The organism is Ruegeria sp. BI12 (assembly GCF_056537985.1).
Window position 1 is genome coordinate 380,982 of sequence record NZ_JBQFSL010000002.1, and the last position, 15,842, is coordinate 396,823.

Consider the following 15,842-nt stretch of genomic DNA (forward strand, 5'->3'; position numbering starts at 1 on the left):
AAAAACGCGAACGACCCGCACCCGGGCAGCCGGATGCGGGTGAAACTAGTCACTCGATAAAAGTCTTGGCCAGACGGTCACTAATCGGTTGCGACAGGTAACTGATGACCGCGCGCTCACCGGTGTTGACGAACAGATCCGCAGGCATTCCGGGCACCAGATCAAGAGACGCAACTTCGGTGGGTTGATCGGCATCCAATTTCACCCGCGCCTTAAAATATGGTTCGCCGGTACGGTCGTCCTCAAGCGCGTCTGCCGAAATGTCAAAAATCCGACCGCTGGCTTCGGGCACATCGGTTTGCGTAAAGGCTGACAGGCGAATGCGTGTTGCCTGACCGATCTGCAGCTTGTCGATATCCGCAGTTTTGATCCGTGCTTCGACGATCAGAGCTTGATTGGCGGGAACAATATCCATGATCGTCTCTCCGGGGCGAATGACACCTCCGGCTGTGGATACTGCCAGATTGACAACCCTTCCGCTGGCAGGCGCCAGAACCTCGGTCCGTTTCAACCGTTCAGCTGTCCCTGAATACTGTGAGCGGATCAGATCAAGCTGAGCATCTACAACCGCAAGCTCCCCGGCGATCACCTCGTCACGCAGCTTTTGCTGACTGATCAGCGACAACTGCAACTCCTGCACCTGGTCCTCGGCTTGTGCGATCTGGGTGCGCAAGGACGCATCAATTCCGCCCAGACGTTCCATTTCGATCTGTCGCGCGCTGACCCGTGTCACCGCCACCAGCCCTTTGTCCAGCAAGGATTGAAGGTTGGACAATTCAATCTGCGTGATGTCGATCTGGTTCCGCGTTGAGAGGCGTTGTTCGTTCAGGCCACTGATCTGATTGCGCAGGCCCTGAATGCGCTGCGCGTTGATCTGGGCCTCGGTCCGGCGCGCGCGGGCTTCGGCGTCAAACAATTGTTTTTGCGTCAGGTAAGGCGATAGCCAATGCAACCGCTGCATACCGACGCTGAAACCAGCCATCGCGGTTGACTCGTCAAATCTGCCCGAACCGCTAATCTGTGCCAGTAAACGGGCGCGGCGTACCGACAATTCGCCAAACTGGCTGCCCAGAACGCTCAGATCCACGTCGATTTCCGAGCTGTCCAGCCGCACCAGGGGCTGACCTGCCTGAACGAATTCTCCATCCGTGACCAGGATCGAGTCGATGATCCCTCCGTCCAGATGTTCAACCGTTTTGCGGTCACCTTCCACCACAAACGATGCTGGCGCGACGACCGCCCCATCCAGTTTCGAGGCGAAGGCCCAATAGATGCTGCCGCCGACGAAAGCCATCAGGGTAAACAACCCGAACAGGACATAGCGTTTGATGCCAGAGGCTTCGGTCGTGATGTCCAATACTTGCACATCCTGGGCGGTAAGCACGTTGGGGGATTGTGTGCGTTTCATCAACTGGGTCATTGGGCAGCTCCGCTTATCTGAGTTGCATTAGCAGGGCGCGCGGTGGGTTCCTGCGCCCCGGATCGGGTCGGTTTGTCCAGAACGTTCCGACGAGTGACCTTCAGGACGTCCTCTTTTTCTCCGAACTGTGTTTGAGTGCCGTTTCGCAGAACCATTACTTTGTTGGCAGCTTGCAGCGTCGCAGGACGATGGGTCATGACGATGCAGATTGCAGCACGGGACTGCGCCGCCGTGATCGCATCGCGCAGGGCCTGTTCGCCTTCGGCATCCAGATCCGAATTCGGCTCGTCCAATATCAGTACAAACGGATCGCCATAAAGCGCGCGGGCCAGTGCAAGCCGCTGGCGTTGACCACCTGACAGAAAGAACCCCCGACCGATGCGTGTTTCATATCCATCTGGAAGGGTGCTGATCATTTCATGCACACCTGCCTCGCGCGCGGCACGCAGAACTTCTGCATCGTCGATGGCAACCGAAAAGCGACTGATGTTTTCGCGGATCGTGCCGTCGAACAGCTCGACATCCTGTGGCAGATATCCGATCTGCTTGCCCAGATCCTCGTGGTTCCATTTGGACATCGGGCTGCCGTCCAGCAGAACCTCGCCCCGTTGGGGGTGCCAGATACCGGCCATCATTTTGCCCAAAGTGGTCTTGCCCGAACCGCTGTGCCCGATAACCGCAAGAACGTCCCCTGGCATAAGGCCAAAATCAATCTGGCGGAGCGAGGCGTTGACGGCGCGCGGAGGACCCGCCTGCGCAATCTTGACGTCCAGGGATTTGAACGCGCGGGGCAGGTGCAGGTTGGGTGGAGTTTCGGCAAACTCTTCGGTCAGTTTAGTTAGCTTGGAGTAAGATCCGCGCGCTGCCAGAAAACTGCGCCACTGGCCGATCAATTGGTCAATTGGGGCCAGTGCGCGGGCCAGCACGATGGTCGCCGCGATCATGACGCCAGCGGTTGATTCTCCAGTTATGGCGAGGGCTGCTCCAAGGCCCAGAATAGCCGACTGTAAACCCATCCGAACGGTTTTGGAGACGACCGAAAAACTGGCAACCCGATCTGCGGCGCGGGTTTTGTGCTGATGGGCTTCAGCCTGAAGCGAAGTCCAACGCCGCACCAAATCGGATTTCATGCCAAGTGCCTGAACCAGCTCGGCGTTCTTGGCACTGGTGCTGAACAACGCATCGGAACGACCGCGCGCTTGCGACGCCGACTGCATCGGTTCACGGGCGCGGGAGTTGTTGATCAGCGCCATGATCGTCAGTGTAACGGCGCCGGCCAGACCAAGCAGACCGAGATATGGGTGAAGAGCATAAAGGACCAGCAGGTATAGCGGAATCCAGGGCGCGTCGAAAAACGCAGTCAGGATGGTTCCCGAGATGAATTCGCGAAATCCGTTCACGTCCTCGACAAGGTTTTCGCCAGCCTCGCTTTCGCCTTGTACGCGGCGGCGCATCGCGGCGCCTAGGACCTGCGCACCAACGCTCAGCTCAAAGCGGGCGGCCAGGCGACCCAAAATACGCATCCGCATCAGATCAAGACAGGCGACCACGACGAAAACGCCGGCCAGCAAAGCGGTCAATGCGATCAGTGTGTCGACATTCTGGCTGGTCAGGACGCGGTCGTAGACCTGCAACATGTAAAGCGGACCGGCCAGCATAAGAAGGTTCAGAAACAAGCTGAAGAAGGCAACTGCAACAAAACCCTTGCGCAGCGACCCCCAGGCGGTTTTCACGGGATTGGTTTTCTGGGACATCAGGGAACCCTTTCCGGTTGGGCAAACGGGGCGGCAAGGCCCGCCCCGCTGTTGTTCAATTAGACGATGAAATCGTTTTCGCTCAGGTCGGCGGCATCGACACCGGCCAGGCGGATCGAGCCTGCGTCGCCGAAGCTGATGACGGCGTCGTCACCATCCTGAACGCTACTTGGATCGCCGTCGAAGTCAGGACCCAGATCTCCGATCTGAATTCTGTCGACGCCCGTTTCAAAGTCCGAGATTGTGTCATCACCGAAGGTGCCCTGGAACAGGAAGGTGTCGGCGCCTTCGCCACCGATCAGGACGTCATTGCCGCCCTCACCGTTCAGCAGGTCATCGCCATCCGCGCCGTTCAGAACGTTCTCCAGATCGCTGCCGACAATCACATCACCATCGTCAGAGCCGATGACATTCTCGATCGAGACCAGCACGTCGGTTTCGATCTGATTGTCGATCACGTCCAGTCCGACAACTCCGGTACCGGCTGTTGCATCAACATCAAGCGTCGCGCCCGCGTCCACCAGCGTGTCCTGCACGACCGGGCCGTTTGCGCCCGCTGGTGCGTTGTGCAGATGGATGGCTGATACGACACCGGGGATCGGAGTGTTCAGGTCGGCCTCGTTAAGGCCCACAACGCTCAACTCGCTCGAGTAGGTGACTTCGCCTGTTGCCAGGTTCTGAGTGATGACAACGGTCGCGTTGCCGGTGGCTTCGCTATCCGATGTCGGCCCGGGTTCTTGCGATGCGTCCAGACCGCCGCTCAGCGAAACTGTGCGGATGCCGTTTTCGGTTACATCGCTGTCGACCAGCAATTGCCCGCGAATTTCCCCGGCAGGAAAGTCGGAGGTGTGAATGTTGTAGTACAGATTGCCCAGAACGGCCTCTTCTACAAACCAGCCTCCATCCGGGATATTCGCACCAAACTGGTCCGGAGCCACAATAGCCGCATCCACGATCGAGACGTTGAACCCGGTGTCGCGCGTGGCGGTGCCGTTGCCATTGGCGTCCAGACGGACCTCGACCGCAACATCCAGATCCGAGAAATCGGCGGTATCGTTGCCTTCTCCACCATCGATGAAGTCATTGCCCAGACCGCCGGTCAGAACGTTGTCAGCGTCGCCTGCGATCAGAACGTCATCACCTGCGCCACCGCGGATGTCGCCGTTAGTGGTGCCCAGATCGACGAAAATGTCATTGCCGTTGCCCAACAGGACATTGCCGTTGATCACGCCTTCGTCGTCGTTGACGATGGTAACGTCACCAGCATCTGATGCGTCGATCGCATTGACCGTGCCGCGAATTTCGCCTTCATTCAGGACGGCACCAAGAAGGTTCAAGCCGCCGTCAATACGAATGCCGGCTGCAGCATCCGATTGTTCGGAACCGGCAATCAGGCCTTCGTTGATAACGACTCCGGCAAAGGACGCATCATTTTGTCCGGTGAACAAACGCAGGCCGTCGCCGACCTGATTGCCCTCGGTTGCATCGCCGCGACCCTGTAAGACACCTTCGTTTACAATCGCTGCCGAGACGACATCGCCTGAAACGTCACCTGTTTGCAGCGAAACAGCCGAGCCGTTGTTGCCCTCGCCTGCGTCCACCAGACCAGTGTTGGTGAACGTGTAGTTGTCTGCCGTACTATCAGCGTAGACTGTGCCGTTGCGCTGATTGCTTGTACCTAAGATGGCACCCAGGTTCTGAACGGAAAGCCCGTTACCATCGATGTTCAGTGCCCGACTGTTCGAGGAAACGGTGCCACTATTAACAAACGACCCGCCCGAATGGTCCCCAGTGCCAAAGTAGACACCGTTTTGCACGCCTTCGATGGCGCCCGCGTTAAGCAATGTGCCCTGGAAGTTCACGCCATTGACAACTCGGATGCCGGCGACCGTGCTGTTGGCGCCTTCAGAGAAAATCCCGCCAAAGTTGGAGATCGACGCATCGGTAGTTCCGGTGTTGCCAACGTTGCCGACCCGAACGCCATCACCGGCAAGCGGCGTGGCCGCACCCGCGTTTCCGCGCCCGTTGATTACGCCCGTGTTTTCCAGTGTGAATGTGTTGGCACCATCTTCTGCACCACCGATTTCCACACCAAAGCCAGAACCCTGATTGCCGTCACCAGCGTCGATCAGCCCTGAGTTCTGAACCGAGAAGTCATCCGCTGTTCCGTCAGCATAAATCGTACCGTTGCGCTGATCTCCGGTGCCAAGGATGTTGCCTCGGTTGTCGACCTCAAGCCCCGTGCCATCAATGTTGAGCGCCCGGCTGTCCGAGGACACAACGCCTCCTGCTTCGTTGACGAAACGACCACCCGTATGGTCCGCGTTGCCAAAGTAGACGCCGTTTTGGACACCCGAGATTGTGCCGGAGTTGGTAAATTCGCCCTGAAAGCTCACACCATCCACAACGCGCACACCCGCTACCGTGCCGTTGGCACCTTCCGAACGCACCTCGCCACGGTTGACAATGGTCGCTTCGGCGATGCCCTGATTTCCGGGGTTGCCGATGCGGATACCATCTCCGGCCAGACCAGTGCCTGCTGCGCCGTTGCCCCGACCCTGGATCAGGCCGTCGTTTTCCAACGAGAACGTGTTGGCACCATCGGCGGCTCCACCGATTTCTGCTGCGAAACCCGAGCCCTGGTTGTGCTCACCCGCGTCGATTGTGCTATTGGCCAGATTGCGGACCGAAAAGTCATCTGCGGTGCCGTCGGCATAAACGGTGCCGTTGCGCTGGTCGTCGGTTCCTAGAATGTCGCCGCCGTTGATCAGGTCGACACCTGAGCCATCGATGTTCACCGCCCGGCTTCCGGATTGGATGGTGCCAAAGTTCAGCACGTCCAGATCATGTTCACCATTGCCGATGTAAAGACCATTGCGCGGGCCGTCGATTACGCCGGTGGACGTGTTCAGGATCTCGCCTTCGGCGTTTACGCCATCCGCGATGCGGATACCGGCGGCCGTGCCTTGGTTGCTTTCGGTCGAGATCAGGCCGCTGTTGACGATCTCGGTTTCCAACGTGGCCCCTTCGGCACCGTCGTCAATGCGAATGCCGTCGCCGGCCAGCCCGGTATTGGCGGCCCCTTGGCCACGGCCTTGAATTGTCGCGCCAAAACCGTTGAAGATGTCGGTTTCCACGCGATCGCCGACCTCATCGCCGATCTGCAACGAAATACCGGCACCCTGGTTTCCTTCACCCGCGTCAATCGTGCCGCCGGTAAAGTTCGAGATCGAGATATCTTCGGCCGTGCTGTTGGTGTAGATCGTGCCATTGCGCTGATCGCCGGTGCCGATGATGTCACCGAAATTGCGCACATCAATACCTTCGCCCTGAATGTCGACTGCACGGCTGTCAGAACTGATCACGCCGCCGCGGAAGTTGTCCAGGCCGCCCGAGCTTTGAGCACCGGCAAACTGAACGCCGTTGAATTCACCCGCAATCTCACCAAAGTTACGAACCTGTGCGCTGCCGGTGACTTGAACGCCGGTGGCCAATGCGTCGGGGCCGTTGTTCGCCTCGATCCGACCCGAGCGGAAGTTGAATACATCAACATCCTGCCCCTGCGCCTGAACGGCAGCTACGGCGTTGTTGGTGATGATTTCACCAAAGTTCAGCAAACGCGAGAAGTCATTTGCCAGCACGAAAGCCGGGGTGTCATCTACAACGGTGCTTTGAAAGAAGTTGTTGAAAAGGGTTTGGCCGTCGCGGGTGGTCTCTTGCGCTATTGTGGACGTGGTCAAGAGACGAGCGCGCAGGCTTGTCAGAAGTTGGGACAGCATGGGGTACTCCGTCATAAATTGTTACGTTTGGCAGTCCGCCCTGTGTGTCGGGCATTCCACGTAGCAAAGGGGTAGACGGCACCCCGGGTCAGCTGAAATTCATCCTGCTAATCGGCTGTATAACCAACGCAAATAGTCACGGTTTCCGTGAGAATCCGGAAGTGCCACATCAAATAAATCAACAGGTTATGACTTTCCTGCCGCGCGTGATGTTCTATTCGAATTCGCCGGTTAACAGTTTTGTCAGCGGAGTTGATCGGGATTTCATGCAGTTGTGTCCGCTTTAAGGTACATAAAGGGGTGGTTTCGAGCCGCTTTTGTTTGACCGCAGAGAGATTAAGCGGATGAATTTCAGAGATTTGGAGTATGTGCTCGCCATTGCAAAACATGGCAAGTTCAGCCAGGCGGCGGTTGCGTGCAACGTTTCGCAACCTGCACTGTCGAACCAGATCAAGAAGCTGGAACAGGAACTAGGTGTTGAACTGTTTCTACGACTGAATAACGAAGTGCGCCCAACGGCATTTGGTCAAAGCATCCTAAAAATAGCTGAATCCATCCTTTCTGATGCACAACAGATCCGCGACACTGCCACCCAATACCGCGACCCCGAGGCCGTTGCGTACAGGATTGGCATGACGCCAACGCTTGCACCCTACCTGACACAGTACTTCTCAGGGCTGTTCAGCGATCTGTATCCGCGGATGCGTGTGACCATGATCGAGGACCTTCCACAAAATATGTTGCAGATGGTCGAAGATCATCAATTGGACATGGCGCTGGTGGCCAAAGTCAACAACAGCGACGCTCTGGCTTTCACATCAATTTGGGCCGAGCCGTTGTTTCTGGCCATGCGTGAGGGGCATCCACTTTGTATGCTTCCCTCTATCGCGCCAGAGGATGTGCCTCCGCATGATTTCATCCGGCTACCTCACAGTTTTGGCTATGAGCTTGAGGACCGTTTGCCCAAGGTTGATCCTGCGATCCGAGTCGCCAAGCGGTTTGATCTGAGCGCACTGAGGTTTGAAACGATCTGCCGGCACATTTGCCATTCTGATGATTGTACAATTGTATCGGCCCTGGCCGCCGAGCAATTCAAACGAGACAAGTGGCCCTTGTGCTTTGTTCCTTTTGAGGGGCCCGGCAACCTGCGCAATCTTGGTGCTGCGACCCGCCCGGGATGTCCTAGAACTCAAGTTTTGAACAGTGTGGGTGCATATATTCAGGATCAACCCCCAGTTGGTGTTGCGCCGACCTTCACGCCGTAATCACTCGTCAATCTTTGCAATCATCAATGAAACCGAGATGTGTAGTCTCTCGGCTTTGCGAGGTGCATTGGTTTACACATTCCTTCAACTCTCAAAGTGAGTTGACAATGGATTTTGTATTTTGGATACATTGGGCACAATTTTCGCGGCGATGAGAGTCGTCTGGAATTGCTTGGACAACAAAGCAACGCGAAAGCCGATTGAAAATTTTTCTGGGAGACAATCATGAAACTTAAATTATTAGCTGCAACAGCGGCAATTGCCCTGTCCAGCGCGGCCGCGCAGGCCAACACGCTGGTTTATTGTTCAGAAGGTTCACCCGAAGGGTTTGACCCGGCGCTTTTTACGGCCGGAACCACCTTTGACGCCTCATCGCACCCGATTTACAACCGCCTGCTTGAATTCGAAACAGGCACAACTAACGTAATTCCCGGTCTGGCCGAAAGCGTCGAAGCCAGCGATGATGGTCTGGAATACACGTTCAAACTGCGTCAGGGCGTAAAGTTCCATTCGAACGACGAGTTCACGCCAACCCGCGATTTCAATGCAGATGACGTGATTTTCTCGTTCATGCGACAGAAAGATGACGCCCATCCTTACAATCAGATCTCTGGTGGTACCTGGGAATACTTTAAAGGCATGGGTATGCCTGATCTGGTCGAGTCTATCGAAAAGGTCGACGACTACACCGTCAAATTCAAGCTGACCAAGCCCGAGGCTCCGTTTGTTGCCAACATGGCGATGGACTTCGCGTCGATCCTGTCGGCCGAGTATGCCGATGCTATGATGGAAGCCGGAACGCCTGAAAAGCTGAACACGGCGCCTATCGGCACCGGTCCGTTCTCGTTCGTGGCCTACCAAAAAGACGCCGTAATCCGTTACGCCCAGAATGCCGACTACTGGAAAGACCCGGCGGATGTTGAAAACCTGATTTTTGCGATCACCCCGGATGCATCGGTTCGCTATCAGAAACTGAAGGCTGGTGAATGCCACATCATGCCTTATCCGAACCCTGCCGACATTCAGGCGATGCAGGATGACGCTGACATCAATATGATGGAGCAAGAGGGCCTGAACGTCGGCTATTTGGCCTACAACACCACGATGGCGCCGTTTGATAACCCGAATGTCCGCAAGGCACTGAACATGGCGATCGACAAGAACGCGATCATCGACGTGGTGTTCCAAGGCTCAGGTCAGGTTGCCAAAAACCCGATCCCGCCGACGATGTGGGGCTACAACGACGCTATCACCGACGATACCTATGATCCGGAAGCGGCCAAGGCCATGTTGGAAGCCGAGGGGGTCTCCGACCTGTCGATGAAGGTCTGGGCGATGCCGGTACAGCGTCCTTACAACCCGAATGCGCGCCGTATGGCTGAACTGATCCAGGCGGATTTCGCGAAGGTCGGCGTGGACGTCGAGATCGTGTCTTACGAATGGGGCGAGTATCTCTCGCGTTCGAAAGATCTGGATCGTGACGGTGCCGTTCTGCTGGGTTGGACCGGCGACAACGGTGACCCAGACAACTTCCTGGCGGTTCTGCTGGGCTGCGACGGTCGCGAAGCGTCAAACCGCGCACAGTGGTGCCACGAGCCGTTCGAAGATCTGATCCTGAAGGCCAAGCAGTCCACTGATCAGGCGGAGCGGACCAAGCTGTACGAGGATGCTCAGGTTATCTTCAAAGAGCAGGCCCCTTGGGCAACCATCGCACACTCGGTCGTGTATATGCCGATGAGCAACAAGGTTCAGGGCTACAAGGTTCACCCGCTGGGCGGCCACATCTTCTATGGTGTAAGCGTCGAATAATTCACCACTCACCAACCGGAGCCGCCCAATTGGCGGCTCCGGTTTTCTTTATTGGGAGGTCGGCGCAAATGCCGGATTTGTCCGAGTACCGTCAACTGGCAAAGGACATGTCAGTAGATGCCGTGGCGCTGGTGCCCGGCCCGAATTTTACCCGCGCTTTGGGAAAACCCTTCATGAGCCACGAGCGCCCCTTTGTGGTCGTGATACCGGCCGAGGGCGAACCAGCTGCGATTGTGCCCAATCTGGAATTGGGTTCGTGGGAACTGGTCGGATTTGAAGGCGCTGTTTTCGACTGGCGCGATCAAGCCGGCTATGACGACGCTTTCGCGGCCCTTGCCGAACATATGCCATTGCGATCGCTGGCGGTTGAAGGGCAGGTGATGCGGGTCTTTGTGTCAGTGGCTTTTGCGAATGCTCAACCAGGCCTTCAAATCGTGGATGCCGAACGAGAGATTTCCGGTCTTCGCATAATCAAGACCGACGAGGATATTGCCGCGCTGCAAGCGGCAATTAATATCTCGGAAGGTGCGCTGGAGCGCGTCATTGCAGATGTACGCGTCGGTCAGACAGAGCTGCAGATCGAGCAGGCGCTGATCCAGGCGTTGTTTGCTGAAGGTGCGGCCTCCTTGGCGTTTTCGCCGATCGTCGCGGCCGGAGACAATTCGGCAAGACCGCATGGCAAGGCACGGGCGGACTACCAGATCAGGCCGGGCGATGCCCTTCTGTTCGATTTTGGTGCCCGCAAACACGGGTTTGCCGCAGATATCACGCGTACATTCTTCGTCGGAGAGGTCTCAGACGAGGGCAGGGCGGTCTACGACACGGTTCTGCGCGCTAATTTGGCAGGGTTCGAGGCCTGCCGACCGGGTGTGACCGCCCATGACGTCGACGACGCGGTAACCTGCGTCCTCGAAGCGTCGCCTTACGGAGACCGTATTCGGACCAAAACGGGTCATGGGCTGGGCCGCGATGTGCACGAAGCGCCCTACATCATGCGTGGCAACGACCAGATCATGCGCGCGGGCATGGTTTGGACTAACGAGCCGGGCCTCTATGATCTGGACAATTTTGGCGTTCGGATCGAAGATGATGTCTTGGTGACCGATGATGGTTGCCGTTCGCTGACCAGCTTTCCCAAAGATCTTACAATCATAGGTCGCTGATGTTTGGCTATTTTCTGACTCGCCTCGGCATGTTCGTTCCGACATTTCTGGGCGTCACGCTGATTTCGTTCATGTTCATCCGGGTTCTTCCGGGTGATCCGATCATCGTCATGGCCGGTGAACGCGGAATGACCGAAGAACGCTATCAGGAGATGGTCGAGAAGCTGGGCTTCGACAAACCTGTGCTGCAGCAATACTGGGACTACCTGGTTGGCGTGTTGCATGGCGATCTGGGCGAGAGCTTTGTCACCAAGAAACCTGTTTGGGATGAATTCTTTGCCCTGTTTCCAGCAACGCTGGAACTGTCGATCTGCGCCATGATCTTTGCTGTGGCATTAGGCCTGCCAGCAGGGGTAATCGCAGCCGTAAACCGGGGCAAGTTCTTTGACCGGGCGCTGATGTCGTCTGCGCTTGTCGGGTATTCAATGCCGATCTTCTGGTGGGCCCTTCTGTTGATCATTGTGTTTTCCGGCAATCTAGGCTGGACACCGGTCTCGGGCCGGATCGACCTGCTATATTATTTTCCAAGCGTCACTGGATTTATGCTGATCGACAGTTTGCTATCAGGGCAAGAGGGGGCCTTTAGCTCGGCTGTACGACATCTGATCCTGCCGACCATTGTCTTGGGCACCATCCCATTGGCGGTCATTGCCCGCCAGACGCGCTCGGCGATGTTGGAGGTGTTGGGCGAAGATTACATCCGTACGGCGCGCGCAAAAGGTCTCGCACCCGCGCGGATCAATGGTTTGCACGCGCTGCGTAACGCGTTGATCCCGGTGATTACGGTAATCGGATTGTCAGTGGGGACCTTGCTGGCCGGTGCCATCCTGACCGAGACGATTTTCAGTTGGCCCGGTATCGGTAAGTGGATGGTCGATAGCATCTTCCGCCGAGACTACCCGGTGGTGCAGGGCGGGCTGCTGATGATCGCCGTGATCGTCATGTTAGTGAACCTGCTGGTCGATGTTCTTTACGGCGTCATCAACCCCAAAATCCGGAGGCGGTGATGGCTGAATTATCCGCGACCCAATCTAAAACCGAAGACCGCCCCAGTGCCTTGCGTGAGTTCTGGTATTACTTCAGCGAAAACCGTGGTGCCGTTTTTGGTCTCTGGGTATTTTCGGCCTTCGTACTCTGCGCGGCCTTTGCGCCCTTGTTGGCCCCCTATGATCCGACCGAACAGTTCCGCAATCACATCCTGCAACCTCCTGCGTGGCAAGAAGGCGGCAGCTGGGCCTTTCCCTTAGGCACAGATCCGTTGGGCAGGGATATGCTATCGCGGCTGATCATGGGCTCACGCTATTCCTTCTTTGTCGGCATCGTGGTGGTCTGTGTGGCCGTGACGGGCGGGGTGATTGTCGGCCTGCTGTCGGGTTTCGCACCCAAATGGGTCGATACTATGATCATGCGAGTGATGGATATCATTCTGTCCTTCCCTTCGTTGCTGCTCGCACTGGTTCTGGTGGCCATCCTTGGACCCTCGCTGACCAATGCGATGATCGCTATCGCCATCGTGTTCCAACCGCATTACGTGCGCCTAACCCGGGCATCAGTGTTGGCGGAACGGCAGAAGGACTATGTCACCTCGGCCCGCGTGGCCGGTGCCGGCAAGGCCCGGCTGATGTTCAAAACCGTACTGCCTAATTGTCTGGCTCCGATCATCGTTCAGGCGGCACTGTCGTTCTCGACCGCTATTCTGGATGCTGCAGCCCTTGGTTTTCTGGGCATGGGGGCGCAGCCGCCCACGCCGGAATGGGGCACCATGCTGGCCGAAGCGCGTGAGTTCATTCTGCGTGCGTGGTGGGTGGTGACGTTCCCGGGCCTTGCCATTCTGGTCACCGTGCTGGCCATCAACCTGATGGGCGACGGTCTGCGCGACGCGCTGGACCCGAAGCTTAAGCGGAGTTGACGACATGAGCCTGTTGGACATCCGAAACCTCACCGTCGAGTTTGCCACCGCCTCGGGTCAGTTCCGGGCCGTAGATGGCGTTGATCTGTCTGTCGACAAGGGCGAACTAATGGCCATTGTTGGCGAAAGCGGCTCGGGCAAGTCCGTGTCGATGCTGGCGCTGATGGGATTGCTGCCATGGACTGCTACGATCACCGCTGAACAACTGAGTTTCGAAGGCATCGATCTGACCCAGATCTCGGCCCGTGACCGCCGCAAGATCATCGGCAAGGACATCGCTATGATTTTTCAGGAGCCGATGTCGTCGCTGAACCCATGCTTTACAGTTGGTTTCCAGATCAAGGAAGCCTTACGCATCCATCTTGGCCTGAACCGGAAGGACCGCCATCAGCGCGCCATTGAACTGTTCGATCAGGTCGGTATCCCTGCGCCCGAAAGCCGCCTGAACACTTTCCCGCACCAGATGTCCGGCGGTATGAATCAGCGGGTCATGATTGCGATGGCTATCGCCTGCAAACCAAAACTTTTGATTGCGGACGAGCCAACAACGGCACTGGATGTGACCATTCAGGCGCAAATCCTTGATCTGCTGGTCCGGCTTCGGGATGAGCAGGGGATGGGTTTGGTCCTGATCACACATGATATGGGCGTGGTCGCGGAAACCGCCGAGCGGGTGCAGGTTCAATATGCTGGCCAAAAGGTCGAGGAACAGCCGGTCAAGGATCTGTTTCGCACCCCGCGCCACCCCTACACAACAGCATTGCTGAGCGCGCTGCCGGAGCGGGCGACCACCAAAATGCTGCCAACCATTCCCGGCGTCGTTCCGGGACAGTTCGACCGGCCCAAAGGCTGTCTGTTCAGCCCAAGATGCCAATTCGCGGACGATCTGTGCCGGTCCTTGCCTCCAACCCCACACAGCGCGGAATTCGGTAAGGCCCGGTGTCACTACGTTGAAAAGATAACAGCCGGAGAATTGGCATGACCGCCCCAATCGTACAGGCCAGCGGATTGGCCAGGTTTTATTCCGTCAAAGGCGGGCTGCTGTCAAAACCCTCAACGGTCAAGGCTTTGTCCGGTGTGGATTTTGAACTAAAACCGGGCAAGACATTGGCCATCGTCGGTGAATCCGGTTGCGGCAAGTCCACGCTTGCACGGGTGGTGACGATGATCGAAGAACCGACATCCGGCAGCCTGACCATTGACGGAGTCGACATCACTCCGTCGAAATGGGCCCAGATGCGCGAGACGGTGCAGATCGTGTTTCAGGACCCCTATGGCTCGCTCAACCCGCGGCAACGGATTGGGCAAATCCTGCAGGAACCGTTGATCATTAACCGCCGCGATATGTCTGCGGCCGATCGCGAGGCGCGGGCGCGCGAAATGATTGACCTCGTGGGCCTGCGGCCCGAGCACTATGATCGTTATCCTCACATGTTTTCGGGCGGACAGCGGCAGCGGATTGCCATTGCACGTGCCTTGATGCTGAATCCCAAAATATTGGTTCTGGATGAGCCGGTTTCGGCGCTGGACGTGTCGATCCAGTCACAAATTCTGAACCTGCTGGTCGAGCTGCAAGAGCGTCTGAACCTTGCCTACCTGTTCATTTCGCACGACTTGTCAGTGGTGAAGCACTTTGCCGACGATGTGATTGTTATGTATTTGGGTCGCGCGGTCGAGAAGGCACCGAAGGAAAAGCTGTTTGCTGCGCCCCAGCATCCGTATTCCAAAGCCCTTCTGTCGACGACGCCCCGCGCAGATCCCGAAGCGAGGAAGGATCGGATCAAACTGGAAGGTGAGCTTCCGTCGCCGATGAATATCCCTAAAGGCTGTGCCTTTGCACAACGGTGCTGGCTAGCAACCGAGGAATGCCGCACCGCGCCACCAGAGTTGAGCGGCGCGGATCACAAAGTGGCTTGCCTGCATCCTTTGGGTTAAAAGCAGCAGACTTCTATCTGGTGTCGCCTTTCCGGGTCATTACAACCATCTCCAGCAACTGGTCTTTGGTCCGTTGAATATGTTTGGTCAGCAGATCACAGGCGGCGTTAACCTGACCTTTACGCGCCAGAGACAATAGCTGCCGGTGATCTTTTTTGGCGGGCTCGCGTTGTTCCATCACGCTAAGATGCATGCGGACATAGCGATCGGATTGCAGATTCACTCTTTGCAAGATTTCAGTGGTCAGCCCGCGATCAGCGGCCGCATAAAGGGCCTTGTGGTATGCGTAATTCAGGCTGCCCCAACGCCCTACATCGTATGCTTCGTAAGACCGTTCCATGTCATCGAGCAGCTTATCACACTCGGCGAAATTGGCTTCGGTCATCTGCGGAATGGAACGTTTGAACAGATCGACTTCCAGCAGAACGCGCAGATCGAAAATCTCGCCGATTTGCGATAGCGAATGCGACGTCACTGACGCACCACGGTTGTTTGTAAGCTGCACCAGACCTTCTGCATCAAGCCGTTTCAGTGCTTCGCGAATGGGCATACGCGAGACATCATAGTCTTCGGCCAAGGCTTCCTGGCGGATGGTTTCACCTTCGGCCATCTCTCCGCTTAGGATACGTTCCCGCAGATCGTTTGTAATGACTTCCGGGAGACTTTGGCGTGCGATCGCGCGAGTTCTGGGCATATGAGTGGTCTCGGTCGGTGTAAAGTTGTATCCAAAATACAAAATGAGCGTTCGATTTCCAAGGGTATTGCAACTATTGATATATTTAAATTGCTTAAGCGTTTTGGGCGGACC

11 protein-coding genes are annotated in these 15,842 nt (G+C 56.8%); 7 read left to right on the plus strand and 4 right to left on the minus strand.

Going from position 1 to position 15,842, the window contains the following annotated elements; translation table 11 throughout:
• Positions 1-49: 49 nt before the first annotated feature.
• Genes ACR0AK_RS15080 through ACR0AK_RS15090 form a run of 3 tightly spaced genes read right to left on the minus strand, consistent with a single transcriptional unit; the run spans position 50 to position 6,968 of the window.
• Positions 50-1,420 (minus strand): HlyD family type I secretion periplasmic adaptor subunit, encoded by a 1,371-nt coding sequence (locus ACR0AK_RS15080; protein WP_480793913.1) that lies wholly within the window; start codon positions 1,418-1,420, stop codon positions 50-52.
• Positions 1,417-3,174 carry a type I secretion system permease/ATPase gene (locus ACR0AK_RS15085; protein ID WP_480793914.1) on the minus strand — a complete coding sequence of 586 codons (1,758 nt, stop codon included), beginning with the start codon at positions 3,172-3,174 and terminating at the stop codon, positions 1,417-1,419. Before ACR0AK_RS15085 ends, ACR0AK_RS15080 begins: the two co-directional genes overlap by 4 nt.
• 59 nt (positions 3,175-3,233) lie before the next feature.
• Positions 3,234-6,968, minus strand: coding sequence for a beta strand repeat-containing protein (locus ACR0AK_RS15090; RefSeq protein WP_480793915.1), 3,735 nt, complete (start codon positions 6,966-6,968; stop codon positions 3,234-3,236).
• A gap of 329 nt (positions 6,969-7,297) precedes the next feature.
• Between ACR0AK_RS15090 and ACR0AK_RS15095 the strand changes: the two genes are divergently transcribed.
• From ACR0AK_RS15095 to ACR0AK_RS15125, 7 genes are all read left to right on the plus strand, one after another.
• Complete coding sequence (locus tag ACR0AK_RS15095) at positions 7,298-8,218, plus strand: LysR family transcriptional regulator (RefSeq protein ID WP_480793916.1); 921 nt, start codon at positions 7,298-7,300, stop codon at positions 8,216-8,218.
• Positions 8,219-8,443: 225 nt separating this feature from the next.
• A complete protein-coding gene (locus ACR0AK_RS15100; protein WP_480793917.1) occupies positions 8,444-10,027 on the plus strand; it encodes an ABC transporter substrate-binding protein in 1,584 nt (527 codons plus the stop codon).
• 68 nt (positions 10,028-10,095) lie between these two features.
• Positions 10,096-11,190 (plus strand): M24 family metallopeptidase, encoded by a 1,095-nt coding sequence (locus tag ACR0AK_RS15105; RefSeq protein ID WP_480793918.1) that lies wholly within the window; start codon positions 10,096-10,098, stop codon positions 11,188-11,190.
• On the plus strand, positions 11,190-12,197 hold the full coding sequence (locus ACR0AK_RS15110) for an ABC transporter permease subunit (protein WP_170559632.1): 1,008 nt from the start codon (positions 11,190-11,192) through the stop codon (positions 12,195-12,197). The genes ACR0AK_RS15105 and ACR0AK_RS15110 overlap by 1 nt, the downstream gene beginning before the upstream one ends.
• Positions 12,197-13,099 carry an ABC transporter permease subunit gene (locus tag ACR0AK_RS15115; protein ID WP_480793919.1) on the plus strand — a complete coding sequence of 301 codons (903 nt, stop codon included), beginning with the start codon at positions 12,197-12,199 and terminating at the stop codon, positions 13,097-13,099. The genes ACR0AK_RS15110 and ACR0AK_RS15115 overlap by 1 nt, the downstream gene beginning before the upstream one ends.
• A gap of 4 nt (positions 13,100-13,103) precedes the next feature.
• Positions 13,104-14,081, plus strand: a complete 978-nt coding sequence (locus tag ACR0AK_RS15120) for an ABC transporter ATP-binding protein (protein WP_170559636.1) — start codon at positions 13,104-13,106, stop codon at positions 14,079-14,081.
• Complete coding sequence (locus ACR0AK_RS15125) at positions 14,078-15,034, plus strand: ABC transporter ATP-binding protein (RefSeq protein WP_170559638.1); 957 nt, start codon at positions 14,078-14,080, stop codon at positions 15,032-15,034. Before ACR0AK_RS15120 ends, ACR0AK_RS15125 begins: the two co-directional genes overlap by 4 nt.
• Positions 15,035-15,047: 13 nt before the next feature.
• Here the strand turns inward: ACR0AK_RS15125 and ACR0AK_RS15130 are convergent, their stop codons facing one another.
• Positions 15,048-15,728, minus strand: a complete 681-nt coding sequence (locus ACR0AK_RS15130; protein ID WP_170559640.1) for a GntR family transcriptional regulator — start codon at positions 15,726-15,728, stop codon at positions 15,048-15,050.
• Positions 15,729-15,842 lie beyond the last annotated feature (114 nt).